General features: G+C 67.6%; 12 protein-coding genes. 9 read left to right on the plus strand and 3 right to left on the minus strand.

Features of this window, described 5'->3' with window-relative positions; genetic code table 11:
- Window positions 1–39: 39 nt before the first annotated feature.
- Window positions 40–798 carry a peptidylprolyl isomerase gene (locus LOC60_RS06125; RefSeq protein WP_230023529.1) on the minus strand — a complete coding sequence of 253 codons (759 nt, stop codon included), beginning with the start codon at window positions 796–798 and terminating at the stop codon, window positions 40–42.
- Window positions 799–987: 189 nt separating this feature from the next.
- On the opposite strand from LOC60_RS06125, the gene hisS reads away from it, so the two are divergent.
- A complete protein-coding gene (hisS, locus tag LOC60_RS06130) occupies window positions 988–2,337 on the plus strand; it encodes a histidine--tRNA ligase (protein ID WP_230023531.1) in 1,350 nt (449 codons plus the stop codon).
- Between the two features lie 92 nt (window positions 2,338–2,429).
- A complete protein-coding gene (locus tag LOC60_RS06135; protein ID WP_230023533.1) occupies window positions 2,430–3,449 on the plus strand; it encodes an adenosine deaminase in 1,020 nt (339 codons plus the stop codon).
- Here LOC60_RS06135 and LOC60_RS06140 read toward each other — a convergent pair.
- Complete coding sequence (locus LOC60_RS06140) at window positions 3,446–4,741, minus strand: APC family permease (RefSeq protein WP_230023534.1); 1,296 nt, start codon at window positions 4,739–4,741, stop codon at window positions 3,446–3,448. The genes LOC60_RS06135 and LOC60_RS06140 overlap by 4 nt on opposite strands.
- Before the next feature lie 124 nt (window positions 4,742–4,865).
- Between LOC60_RS06140 and aspS the strand changes: the two genes are divergently transcribed.
- The 3 genes from aspS to LOC60_RS06155 all read left to right on the plus strand — a co-directional run bounded on the left by aspS (window position 4,866) and on the right by LOC60_RS06155 (window position 8,668).
- A complete protein-coding gene (gene aspS / locus LOC60_RS06145) occupies window positions 4,866–6,659 on the plus strand; it encodes an aspartate--tRNA ligase (RefSeq protein ID WP_230023536.1) in 1,794 nt (597 codons plus the stop codon).
- Between the two features lie 116 nt (window positions 6,660–6,775).
- On the plus strand, window positions 6,776–7,612 hold the full coding sequence (locus tag LOC60_RS06150) for a PhzF family phenazine biosynthesis protein (protein ID WP_230023538.1): 837 nt from the start codon (window positions 6,776–6,778) through the stop codon (window positions 7,610–7,612).
- Window positions 7,613–7,621: 9 nt separating this feature from the next.
- On the plus strand, window positions 7,622–8,668 hold the full coding sequence (locus LOC60_RS06155) for a nitronate monooxygenase (RefSeq protein WP_230023540.1): 1,047 nt from the start codon (window positions 7,622–7,624) through the stop codon (window positions 8,666–8,668).
- Window positions 8,669–8,674: 6 nt separating this feature from the next.
- Here the strand turns inward: LOC60_RS06155 and LOC60_RS06160 are convergent, their stop codons facing one another.
- Window positions 8,675–9,280, minus strand: coding sequence for an acVLRF1 family peptidyl-tRNA hydrolase (locus LOC60_RS06160; protein WP_230023543.1), 606 nt, complete (start codon window positions 9,278–9,280; stop codon window positions 8,675–8,677).
- Between the two features lie 50 nt (window positions 9,281–9,330).
- On the opposite strand from LOC60_RS06160, the gene LOC60_RS06165 reads away from it, so the two are divergent.
- The 4 genes from LOC60_RS06165 (at window position 9,331) to LOC60_RS06180 (ending at window position 12,468) form a co-directional block, all read left to right on the plus strand.
- The gene (locus tag LOC60_RS06165; RefSeq protein WP_230023545.1) at window positions 9,331–10,746 is read left to right on the plus strand and encodes a replication-associated recombination protein A; all 1,416 of its coding nucleotides are present in this window, start codon (window positions 9,331–9,333) and stop codon (window positions 10,744–10,746) included.
- 210 nt (window positions 10,747–10,956) lie between these two features.
- Window positions 10,957–11,583, plus strand: a complete 627-nt coding sequence (gene rpsD / locus LOC60_RS06170; RefSeq protein WP_104054795.1) for a 30S ribosomal protein S4 — start codon at window positions 10,957–10,959, stop codon at window positions 11,581–11,583.
- Window positions 11,584–11,809: 226 nt separating this feature from the next.
- A complete protein-coding gene (locus tag LOC60_RS06175) occupies window positions 11,810–12,184 on the plus strand; it encodes a DUF948 domain-containing protein (protein ID WP_230023547.1) in 375 nt (124 codons plus the stop codon).
- Between the two features lie 29 nt (window positions 12,185–12,213).
- A complete protein-coding gene (locus LOC60_RS06180) occupies window positions 12,214–12,468 on the plus strand; it encodes a hypothetical protein (RefSeq protein ID WP_231713208.1) in 255 nt (84 codons plus the stop codon).
- Window positions 12,469–12,522 lie beyond the last annotated feature (54 nt).

Genomic DNA, 12,522 nt, shown 5'->3' on the forward strand with positions numbered 1-12,522 from the left:
CACTCGATGGATGGCAGTTTGCGAAGCCCGCGCCGCCACTTAATTCAGGGTGAACGAGTTAATCGTCACCGGGTCTTTCGGAAAACCATCGGTCTTCCCGGAGTCTGTCCCCGAGGAAGCGATGGACTCCACTACGTCAAGACCTGACGTTACCTTACCCATTATCGTGTAGCCGCCCGTTTCCTGCGCCAGCGTCGAATCCTTGTAAACGATGAAGAACTGTGTGCCGTGGCTCATGACGTCGTCCCCGCGGGCGACGGCGATGGAGCCGGCGGGGTAGAAGCCGTCAGCCGGTGTGTTTTCCACCGGCCCCCACAGGAAATCCTGGTCTGCTTTGCCGTCCCCGTCCGGTGACCCGCACTGCAGCACGAACGTGGTTTCAGCAGTGGTCAGACGGTGGCAGTCCTTGCCGCTGAAATACCCCTCGTCCGCAAGGGTCTTGAAGACGGCTGCGGCCTGCGGCGCCGCGTTGCCGTCCAGCTCCACGCCGATCTCGCCCTGGCCGAGGGCCAGCGAACCGGTGAACGTCCTGCCTTCAGCCATGGACGGATCCGGAACCTCCGGCAGGTCGGCGACGGAGGCCTGGTCCCGCAGCAGGTCCAGCTCCTCGGCGGTGGGATCGGAACTGAACCAGCTCACCTGCAGGGCAGCGGCAAGGGCCAGGACGACGGCCGCGGCTGACGCTGCGAAGAGGTTGTCCCGCTTCCGCCGCTTCGCACGGGCGGCAGCGAAGGCCTTCCGTGCCTCCATCCGGGCCACCCGGCGCCTGTCTTCACGGCTGGTGCGGTTTGCTGCCACCGTTGCCTCCTGTACTGGATCTGGGTTGGATGGGGCCGCGCCGGGACTGGGCGTCCGCGCGCCTGAAACGAGGGCTGCGTCCAAGAACGCTAAAATGAGTGCCGCACATAGTTTATGCACGCTCTGCGTGCACTTTGGCCGGGCGGGGTGCTGCCTGTGCCTTTTCGCCCACCTAAGGAGTTTGCCACCATGGCACGCAAGGCCTCACTGTCCGGTTTCCCCGAATGGCTACCGCAGGAGCGCCTCGTTGAACTCCATGTCCTGGACGTGCTGCGCCGGACCTTCGAGCTGCACGGCTTCTCCAACATTGAAACCCGTGCCGTAGAGACGGTGGGCCAGCTGCTGCGCAAGGGCGAGATTGACAAGGAAGTGTACGCGCTCAGCCGGCTGCAGGCCGAAGAGGGCGAAGCCGCCGGCAAGCAGGATCCCAACCAGCTGGCCCTGCACTTCGACCTCACCGTGCCGTTTGCCCGCTATGTCGTGGAAAACGCCGGCCACCTCTCCTTCCCGTTCCGCCGCTACCAGATCCAGAAGGTCTGGCGCGGCGAACGGCCGCAGGAGGGCCGCGCCCGCGAGTTCACCCAGGCGGACATTGACGTGGTGGGCGACGGCGACCTGCCGTTCCGGTACGACGTCGAGCTGGCGCTGGTCATCGCCGAAGCCCTCGGTGCGCTGCCCATTCCCGAATTCCGGATCCGGGTCAACAACCGCAAGCTGGCCGAAGGCTTCTACCGGGGCATCGGGCTGGAAGACACCGCCGGAGTGCTGCGCAGCATCGACAAGCTCGAGAAGATCGGCGCGCAGCGCGTGGCCGAACTCCTGCAGGAAGAACTCGGCGCCACCCCCGCGCAGGCCGAGGCAGCCCTGAAACTGGCCTCCATCCGCACGGAGGACACGTCCTTCGTGGAGCAGGTCCGTGCCCTGGGTGTGTCGAATGACCTGCTCGAGGAAGGCCTGGATGAGCTGTTCCAGGTCATCAGCGAAGCCTCCCGCCGGGCTCCGGGACGGGTTCTTGCGGACCTCAGCATCGCCCGCGGCCTGGACTACTACACCGGCACCGTCTACGAAACCGTCCTGGTGGGCCACGAAGCCCTCGGCTCCATCTGCTCCGGCGGCCGCTACGACGCCCTGGCCAGCAAGGGCAGCCGCACCTTCCCCGGCGTCGGACTCTCCATTGGCGTCACCCGGCTGGTCATGCGCATCCTCAGCCAGGAATTCGCCGCCGCCTCCCGCAGCGTGCCCACCACCGTGCTGCTGACGCTGGCAACCGACGACTCCTGGTCCGAAGCGCAGGACATCGCTGCGCAGCTGCGCAGCCGGGGCATCTCCGTGGAGGTGGCACCGAAGGCGGAAAAGTTCGGCAAGCAGATCAAGTTCGCCGACCGCCGGGGCATCCCGTTCGTCTGGTTTACCGCCGAAGACGGCAGCCACGAAGTCAAGGACATCCGCTCAGGCGAGCAGGTCCCCGCAGATCCGGCCCTTTGGACGCCGCCGGCCGAGGACCTCACCGTGCAGGTGGCCCGGGTGCAGGCGCCCTAGCGGCCCTGACGGCCGCGGCCCGCGGACTTCTGCGGGGCGGACTTGGCGAAAGGCACTGTTAGCGGGAACAGGCACAGTCCTAGGGTTTAGCCATGACCGCTGATCTGCTTCCCACTCCGCCCTGCGCCGAAATCCATCTGCACATTGAAGGGACGCTGGAACCCGAGCTGATCTTCGACCTGGCCGCGCGTAACGGCATCGACCTGCCCTACGCCGGGCTCGAGGACCTCCGCGCACGCTACCGCTTCACGGACCTGCAGTCCTTCCTGGACCTGTACTACGCCAACATGGACGTCCTGCGCACAGAGGCGGACTTCGCCGACATGACCCGCGCCTACCTGCGGCGGGCAGCCACCGCCGGGGTGCGGCATGTGGAGATGATGATGGACCCGCAGGCGCACCTGATCCGCGGGATTCCCCTGGAGACCTCCGTCCGCGGCGTCTGCTCGGTGCTGGAGCGCAGCGAGGAGGAATTCGGCATCTCCACCGGGCTGATCGCCGCGTTCCTGCGTGACCGCCCGGCGGCTGAGGCGCTGGAGGTCCTGGAGGAGCTGCTGGCCATGGACGCGCCGATCATTGCGATAGGCCTGGATTCGGCGGAAGTGGGGAACCCGCCGTCGTGGTTCGTCGAGCTGTACCGGAGGGCGCGGGAGGCCGGATTGAGGACCGTTGCCCATGCCGGAGAGGAGGGGCCGCCCACCTACATCGTGGAGGCCCTGGACCTGCTCCTGGTAGACCGGATCGACCACGGCATTACCTGCCTGGATGACCCGGCCCTGGTGGAGCGGCTGGTCCGCGAGAAAATCCCGCTGACCATCTGCCCGCTCTCCAACGTACGCCTGCAGGCCGTGGAGAGCCTGGCGCAGCATCCCCTGCCGCAGATGCTCGATCACGGGTTGAACATTTCGGTGAACTCCGACGATCCGGCGTATTTCGGAGGCTACGTGGATGATGCGTTCCGCACCGCGCAGGAAGCCTTCGGCCTGAGCCGGGCACAGCTCGCCCGGCTCGCGGCGGATTCCATCGAAGCATCGTTCGCGTCCGCGGAACGCCGCGACGAACTGCTGGTAGAAATCCGTGCGTGGGCGGCAGCAGGACCCGAAGCAGGCTAGAGCGCCGGCGGGGTCTTGGAAGAGCGCGGTCGGCGGAAGCTCAGCCGGACCACCAGTCCGGCCACCAGGATGATCAGGGTCAGGCTGATGGACAGCGGGGGCAGCGCCAGGGCCAGCAGCAGCGCTCCGGCCGCTCCGGCAAGGTTGAGGATCCGGGGCGCGTAGCGCGTGCGGTCCTTCAGTGAGAACGCACACACGGCGGTGATGGCCGCATAGAACAGCAGCGCGAAGGAAGCCATCCCCAGCAGCCCGTCCAGTTCGCCGAACACTACAAGCAGCAGGACGACGACGGCGGCCGCGGCCTGGGCTGCCCAGGGGACGGGCCCCGTGCGGGAGTTCCGGGAAGCGGAGAAGACTGATGGCAGGTCACGGTCGGAGGCCATGGCGGACGCGGTCCGGCTGGCCGATTCCAGCAGAGACCACAGGCCGCCCAGGGCAGCGGCGGTGACCGCAATGACAACGGCTCCCGTACCCACATCGGCGCCGACGCTCTGCATCGGATCCAGCAGGGGAGCGGTTTCCGCGGAAAGTGCCGCCGCCCCGTAGTAGGCAAGCATTGAGGAGCCCATAAACCAGTAGAGCGCGAAGGCAACGGCCAGGGCCGCGGGGATGGCGATGGGCAGGTTTCGTGAGGGATTGCGCACACCGGAGCCCATCGTGGCCAGCCGCGTGTAACCGGAGAAAAGGAAGAACAGCAGCCCGGCCGCCTGCAGCACCCCGGAGACGGACGCCTCGATCTCGGCGCCCACCCGTACCGGCTGGTGGGGTGCCTCGTTGAAGAGCACCACCACGGTGAACGCCAGGACACTGAAGACGAAGGCCACAATGAAGCGGGTGACCCAGGAACTCCGGCTGAAGCCCAGCAGGTTCACCACGGCCATCGCCGCCACGGCGCCCGCGCCGCCCACCCGGGGGTGCTCCGGGAAGGCATACGCGCCGAACGCCAGGGCCAGCACCGCGGAGGAGAGCATCAGCGCCCAGATCAGGGTCCAGCCGGAAAGGAAACCGCTGTAGGGTCCCAGCAGGATCCGCGCAGCCGTTCGTGCCGTTTCATCCCCGCCCTGGTCCTCGGGAAGGCGCCGCGATACTGCCCGGCTGAGCTGGAACGTGGAGAGGCCGCAGAGGAAGGCCACAAAGGCCGCTATCCCGAGGCCCGCGCCCAGTGCCGGACCAGCGGCGGCGGCAGCCGGGGCGAAGGCAACAAACGCTCCGGCACCGACGATGGAGCCTAGGCCGGCAGTGGTGGCATCAAAGCCGCCCAGGGGAACACGCGGCTGGGTAGTGCCGGACAACAGGGCGTCCAATCGGTAGGTACGTGGCGGGGCGGGGGTCGGTTCACCGGTAAACTCTCAAGAAGACCGTGTATTTACAATGGGCGGAAACAGTGGTTTCCGCAAGTTTCTCGAAAGGACAGCTGTGCTGCGCACTCATGCCCTTGGTTCCCTGAGGGCCGAGCATATTGGACAGACCGTTACTCTCGCAGGCTGGGTCGCCCGACGGCGCGACCACGGCGGCGTTGCCTTCCTCGACCTCCGCGACGCTTCGGGCGTGGCCCAGGTTGTGGTGCGTGAAGAGGATGTCTTCCACGGCCTGCGCAACGAGTACGTCCTGCAGATCACCGGCACCGTGCAGAAGCGGCCCGAGGGTAACGAAAACCCGGCGCTGGCCACCGGCGAAGTCGAGGTGATCGCGGACGACGTCGTCATCCTGAACACCTCCGACCCGCTGCCGTTCCAGATTGACGAGCATGTGGAGGTCGGCGAGGAAGCCCGCCTGCGCCACCGCTACCTGGACCTGCGCCGCCCGGCACCGGCCGCGGCCATGCGCCTGCGCTCCGAAGCCAACCGCGTGGCCCGCGAGCTGCTGCACGACGAAGGTTTCGTGGAAATCGAAACCCCCACGCTGACGCGCTCCACCCCCGAGGGTGCCCGCGACTTCGTGGTTCCCGCACGCCTGGCCCCGGGTTCCTGGTACGCGCTGCCGCAGTCCCCGCAGCTGTTCAAGCAGCTGCTCCAGGTGGGCGGCTTCGAGAAGTACTACCAGATTGCCCGCTGCTACCGCGATGAGGACTTCCGCGCGGACCGCCAGCCGGAATTCACGCAGCTGGACATCGAGGCCAGCTTCGTGGAAGAAGACGACATCATCGCCCTGGGCGAGCAGATCGTGAAGTCGCTGTGGAAGCTGATCGGCGTCGACATCACCACCCCCATCCCGCGCATGACCTACGCGGACGCCATGGCCCGCTACGGCTCCGACAAGCCGGACCTGCGTTTCGGCCTGGAACTGACGGAACTCACCGAGTTCTTCAAGGACACCACCTTCCGCGTCTTCCAGGCTCCGTACGTGGGCGCCGTGGTGATGCCGGGCGGTGCCTCGCAGGCACGCCGCACCCTCGACGCCTGGCAGGAATGGGCCAAGCAGCGCGGCGCGAAGGGCCTGGCCTACGTGCTGATCCAGGAAGACGGCACGCTGACCGGTCCGGTCGCCAAGAACCTGACCGACTTCGAGCGTGAAAACCTCGCCGGGAAGGTCGGCGCCAAGCCGGGAGACTGTATCTTCTTCGGAGCCGGTGAAAAGAGCGAGGCACGTGCCCTGCTCGGCGCCGCCCGCGTGGAGATCGGCCACCGCACGGGCCTGATCGATCCCAAGGACTGGGCGTTCGTCTGGGTTGTTGACGCGCCCATGTTCGAACCGGCCTCCGCTGCTGTCGCAGCCGGTGACGTGGCAGTGGGCGGCGGCGCCTGGACCGCCGTGCACCACGCGTTCACCTCGCCCAAGCCCGAATTCATGGACACCTTCGACACGGATCCCGAGTCGGCTGTGGCCTACGCCTACGATATTGTCTGCAACGGCAACGAAATCGGCGGCGGTTCCATCCGTATCCACCAGCGCGACGTGCAGGAACGCGTCTTCAAGGTCATGGGCCTTTCGCAGGAGGACGCACAGGAGAAGTTCGGATTCCTGCTTGAGGGCTTCAAGTACGGCGCCCCGCCCCACGGCGGCATCGCCTTCGGCTGGGACCGCGTGGTGGCCCTGCTGGCCGGCACCGATTCCATCCGCGACGTCATCGCCTTCCCGAAGTCCGGCGGCGGCTTCGACCCGCTGACCCAGGCTCCGGCCCCGATCACGCCGCAGCAGCGCAGGGAAGCCGGCGTGGACTTCAAGCCGGAGGCCAAGAAGGACAAGGAAGCACCCGCGAAGGAAGCATAATTTCCCACCGCAGTCGGTACCCGGTCGCAGATGCGGCCGGGTACCGTGCTTTAACCCGCTTGGACATACCCGCTTCCGCTGGACAGTCCGGCGCCGGCACCCGATAGTGTTTGGGCATGAGAGATCGCTGGTTCAAGCAGGTCGACGTTTTCGGCACAAAGCCCTACCTGGGCAACCCGGTAGCCGTGGTACTCGACGCAGACGGTTTATCCGACGCTGCCATGGCTTCCTTTGCCCGGTGGACCAACCTGTCGGAGACCACCTTCGTGCTGCCTCCCACACAGGACGGCGCCGACTATAAGGTCCGGATCTTCACGCCCGGGGGAGAGATCCCCTTTGCCGGACACCCCACTCTGGGCACCTGCCACGCGTGGCTGGAGGCCGGGAACATCCCGCACTATCCCGGCGTCGTGATCTCCGAATGCGGAGTGGGGCTGGTGACCCTGCACGCCTCGGCCGGCATGGCCGCGTTCGGGGCGCCGCCGCTGATCCGCTCGGGCGAGCTGGAGGACGCCGTGCTGAAGCAGGCGGTGGATGCCCTTGGCATCAGCCGGGACCAGGTCTCCGCTTCAAACTGGATTGACAACGGCCCCGGCTGGCTGGGCCTGCTCCTGAAGGACGCCGATACGGTACTGTCCCTGACCCCGGATGCCGCGGCCATGGGCTCCCTGGCCGTAGGGGTCATCGGGCCGAAGAGCGACGGCGAGGAAACGGACTTCGAAGTCCGCGCCTTCGCGCCAGGTCACGGTGTGCCGGAGGATCCCGTTACAGGCAGCCTCAACGCCGGACTGGCGCAGTGGCTGATCGGCGCCGGGCTCGCACCGGACCGCTACACCGTTACGCAGGGCACCGTGCTGGAACGTTCCGGACTGGTGCGGATCTTTACCCGGGACCGGAGGATCTGGGTCGGCGGGGAAACCGCCACCTGCATCGACGGCACCGTCAAGCTGTAACCGCCGGCCGTGTTTACGCTGAAGTCCCTGCCGCACGGCGTGGTCGGGGCGCCCATGGCCGGCGGGCCGTCCACTCCGGCGCTGGCCGCGGCGGTCAGCAACGCCGGCGGGCTGGGATTCCTGGCTGCGGGCTATAAAACCGCCGAGGCCGTGGCCGCCGAAATCACTGCGGCCCGGGAGCTGACCGGAAAGCCGTTCGGGGTGAACCTCTTCGTCCCGGACGCCGCGAATACCGGCGGTTCCGGCACGTCCCGGCAGGTCGCTGCCGCCCTGGCCTACCGGGAGCAGCTGGCCCGGGACTACCCGCCGGAGCTGCTGCCGCTGCCGGACCCGGAGGACGAGGACGGCTGGGACACCAAACTCGACCTGGTCCTCCGCCTGCTGGTTCCCGTGGTGTCCTTTACCTTCGGCCTGCCCGGCAGGGACGTTATTACCGCGCTCCGGGATGCAGGCACCGCCGTCGTGGTCACCGTGACCACCGCCGGGGAAGCAGCATTGGCCGTTTCCGCCGGTGCACGGATCCTGTGCCTGCAGGGACCGGAGGCGGGCGGCCACCGCGGCACGTTCGACGCCGCGGCGGACGTGCCAACGCAGCCGCTGGCGGAACTGGTGCGTGCGGTGCGCGGCGCCGGCAGCGGGGTTGGATCCGGCGTCGAACTCATTGCCGCCGGAGGAATCCGCACCTCCGCAGACGCGCGTGCCCTGCGCGCTGCCGGCGCCGATGCAGTACAGGTTGGAACCGCGCTGCTGTTGAGCCCGGAGGCCGGGACCGCCGCCGTGCACCGGGCGGCCCTGCAGGATCCGCAGTTTACGCAGACCGCACTGACCCGGGCCTTCTCCGGCCGCACCGCACGCGGACTCGCCAACCGGTTTATGGCCAGCCATCCTGACGCTCCGGCCGCGTACCCGCTGGTCAACCAGATGACCAAGGGGCTCCGGGCGCAGGCCGCAGCCGCCGCAGATCCGCACGGCACCAGTCTCTGGGCCGGAACCGGCTACCGGTCGGCAGTGCCGGAGCCGGCCGCGGTTGTGGTCGCGCGCCTAGGCGGGCAGTAACCGTTCCTAGGGCAGGGTGACCCGGATAAAGACCGACGCCGCGTCCCGGGCCGCCTGCTCCAGCACCGCTGCTTTGGGGTCCGCGACGTCCAAGGGACGCAGCCGGGGGAGCCGTGCCCAGCGCGCAAACTCCCGCCGTCCGGCCACCTGCCCGGCCAGCATCCGGTCGCCGCCGAAGACCAGATATTCAGGAGCCGCACTGCTGAATACTGCCGCTGCCTGCTCCGCGGCGGCTCCAGCCAGGGCGTCGGCCGCGTTGGCACGGCGGCTGTTGGACGAGCCGGTTTTCGAAGCCAGCAGCCTCCCTTCCCGTGCCGCCCCTACGGCATATCCGCCCCGGCGCACCAGCACCAGGCCCAGTGTCCGGGCCTGCCCGGCCAGCGAGGTGAGGCGTTCGATGTCGTTGGCTCCCCGCCCGGGGCGGCCGTCGGCAGGCCAGGGACCCAGGAGCCGGGCCTCGGCGCCGGATACCGCACGGACCCGGAGGCCGTCGGTTTCGGGCAGGAACTCCAGGGGACCCTGGCTGGCCTCGAACCGTTCCAGCCAGCCGGGCAGCCGCTCGGCGGGAACATAGGTGGTGCGCGAGCCGGGCACGGCGGGGCCTGCTTTCAAGGAAAAAGGGGGTGGACCAGCTCAGGTTACGGCACGAGTAGCCTTGAAGCGTGAATGGTTTGCCGGGGAATGATTTGTTCAGCGTTGGCGGAGACGACGACGCGGAGTTCGACGACGCCGGGGACAGCCCGGGCGCGAGGATACGGCCGCGCAGCCCCCTGGCGGTCCGGATGCGCCCGCGGACAGTGGACGAGGTGGTGGGCCAGCAGCACCTGCTCGGTCCGGGTTCGCCGCTGCGCACGCTGGCGTCCTCCGCTGACGAACGCAACCCCGCCGGTCCCTCCTCGGTCATGCTGTGGGGGCCGCCCGGAACCGGCAAGACCACGCTCGCGCACGTCGTCGCCCGCGGCGCCGGACGCAAGTTCGTGGAACTCTCCGCCATCACGGCAGGCGTTAAGGACGTTCGCCGGGTCATGGAGCAGGCCCTGACGGACCGGGACCTGCACGGGGTGACCACCATCCTCTTCCTGGACGAGATCCACCGCTTTAACAAGGCCCAGCAGGACGCACTGCTGCCGGGCGTGGAGAACCGGTGGGTGGTCCTGATGGCCGCCACCACCGAGAACCCCTCCTTCTCCGTGGTCTCCCCGCTGCTGTCCCGGTCGCTGCTGCTCACCCTGAAACCGCTGACAGAGGAAGACATCGCCGCCCTGCTCCAGCGCGCCGTCGAGGATGAACGCGGACTGGCCGGACGCGTCACGCTTCACGCCGAGGCGCTCGAGCACCTGGTCCGGCTGGCCGCGGGGGACGCCCGCCGCGGCCTGACCGCGCTCGAGGCTGCGGCCGGCGTCGCGTACTCCGAGAAGGCCGACGGCGACGACATCCCGGAAGTCACGCTGAAGCACGCCGAAGAGGCCCTGGACGTTGCGGCGTTGCGCTATGACCGCGCGGGGGACCAGCACTATGACATCACCAGCGCGTTCATCAAGTCCCTCCGCGGTTCCGACGTCGACGCCGCGCTGCACTACCTGGCCCGCATGCTGGAGTCGGGGGAGGACCCGCGGTTCGTTTCCCGGCGGCTGATCATCTCCGCGTCGGAGGATGTGGGCATGGCCGATCCGACGGCGCTGCAGACGGCCGTCGCCGCGGCGCAGGCCGTGCAGCTGATCGGCATGCCGGAAGGGCGGATCATCCTCGCGGAGGCCGTGGTGCATATTGCCACGGCGCCGAAATCGAACGCTGCCTATATGGGCATCAACGCTGCCATCGCCGATGTCCGGGCCGGACGCGGGCAGGGCGTACCGTCCCACCTGCGTGATGCACACTACCCGGGTGCCAAACAGCTGGGGCACGGCAAGGGCTACGTCTATTCGCACGATTCCCCGCACGGGGTGGCACGCCAGCAGTACGCCCCCGATGACCTGGTGGGAAAGAACTACTACGAGCCCACCGGCAACGGCGTGGAGCGGGACATCTCCGCAAGGCTGGAGCGGCTGCGGGGAATCATCCGGGGCGAGAAGTCCTGACCTGCCCGGGATGCGCCCTGCCCGGCAGGTCCCGCGGTGCGTGTTAGCATTGATGGTTGACTGGCAAGCCGGTTGTCGATTTCGACACCCTCGGCTGTAGCAGACGGCAGCGGTTGGCCGGAGCTCTCCCTAATGGAGGCCAGCATATTTCGCAGCAGTCACGGCACGCTTTACCGCCGTGGCCAAACCGCCAAACAGTGAAAGGTGAACGTGGCTAACAACACACGTGCACGCCGTCAGGCACGCGCATCGCGCGCCCTCGGCATTGCTTTGACCCCCAAGGCAGCTAAGTACTTCGAGCGTCGGCCTTACCCCCCGGGTGAGCACGGCCGCGCCCGTCGCAAGCAGGACAGCGACTACGCGGTACGTCTGCGCGAAAAGCAGCGTCTGCGCGCCCAGTACGGCATCCGCGAAGCACAGATGACCCGTGTCTTCGAAGAAGCCCGCCGCACCGCCGGCCTGACCGGTGAAAACCTGATCGAACTGCTCGAAATGCGTCTCGACGCACTCGTGCTGCGTGCCGGCTTCGCCCGCACGATCGCCCAGGCCCGCCAGCTGGTTGTGCACCGCCACATCATGGTTGACGGCGCCCGCGTGGACCGTCCGTCCTTCCGCGTTTCCGAAGGCCAGCTCATCCACGTGCACCAGCGCAGCGAGACCATGACGCCGTTCCAGGTTGCCGCAGCCGGCGCCCACCGCGACGTCCTGCCCGCCGTTCCGGGTTACCTCGATGTTTCCCTGGACAAGCTGCAGGCACGCCTCGTGCGTCGCCCGAAGCGCTCGGAAGTCCCCGTGACCTGCGAAGAGCAGCTCGTGGTGGAATACTACGCACGCTAATAACGGTAAAAACTCCGTTTACTGTTCAGCCCGCGGCCCTGTGCCGCGGGCTGTTCCGTTGTCCGGGGGCAGATGTCCCCGAGTGGCGCACACGGCAAAAGTAAGTGCCGCGGCGCTGCAGTAGGTAAGGTACATACCGGGGTCTTTCGCCGTATCCAGGCAGGGGCACCAAGGCAGAACCGGCCACGGGGATGCGAACCACAATTTTTTGCGTAAAAGGAGTCCCATGTCGGGTGGAGATATAGCCGGTCTGATCGCGGCCGGTGTGTTTGCCGTATTGGTCGCGTTGCTGGCCGTTCCCATCTGGAAACTGGGGAAGGTCTTTGACGAGATGCGCGGTGCCATCCGTACCCTCAGCGAGGAAACCACGCCGCTGATCGACGAGGTCACCACGACGGTGTCCACCACCAACCAGCAGCTGCAGAAGGTGGACGGCATCTCCTCGAACGTCTCCGATGCGACGGCGAACCTGTCCGCACTGTCCTCCCTGGTGGCCGCCACCGTGGGCTCCCCGCTGATCAAGGTTTCGGCGTTCAGCTACGGCGTCCGCTCCGCCCTTGCCTCCCGCAGGACGGCCGGCCGCGGCCGGCGCAGCCGCTAAGCAAACCTACACAACTACAGGAGCCAGCCATGATCAAGCGCGTATTTTGGATGTCCATCGGCGTCGCCATCGGCGTGATCGCTGTCCGCCGGGTCACCGAGGCCAAGACCAGCCTGAGCCAGGCGGGCATCAACCGTGCCGTTGATTCCGCCGCGGGTGTGGTGCAGGGCTTCGCCGAAGCCCTGCGCGAAGGCATGGGCCAGCGCGAAGGTGAACTGCGCGCTGCCCTGGGCCTGGACAACACGGACAACGTTGCCGAGACGCTGAGGTCCACGCGCCGCTAAGCGCCGGCACCTCTTCGTTCCCCGCAGCACAGCACCAGGCACGCAGTCCTGCAG

Source organism: Arthrobacter sp. zg-Y769 (assembly GCF_020907405.1).
GTDB lineage: Bacteria > Actinomycetota > Actinomycetes > Actinomycetales > Micrococcaceae > Arthrobacter_B.

Coding starts and splice junctions, on each gene's coding strand:
- hisS (WP_230023531.1), top strand. CDS start 988: ATGGCACGCAAGGCCTCACTGTCCGGTTTCCCCGAATGGCTACCGCAG.
- LOC60_RS06135 (WP_230023533.1), top strand. CDS start 2,430: ATGACCGCTGATCTGCTTCCCACTCCGCCCTGCGCCGAAATCCATCTG.
- LOC60_RS06150 (WP_230023538.1), top strand. CDS start 6,776: ATGAGAGATCGCTGGTTCAAGCAGGTCGACGTTTTCGGCACAAAGCCC.
- LOC60_RS06175 (WP_230023547.1), top strand. CDS start 11,810: ATGTCGGGTGGAGATATAGCCGGTCTGATCGCGGCCGGTGTGTTTGCC.
- LOC60_RS06180 (WP_231713208.1), top strand. CDS start 12,214: ATGATCAAGCGCGTATTTTGGATGTCCATCGGCGTCGCCATCGGCGTG.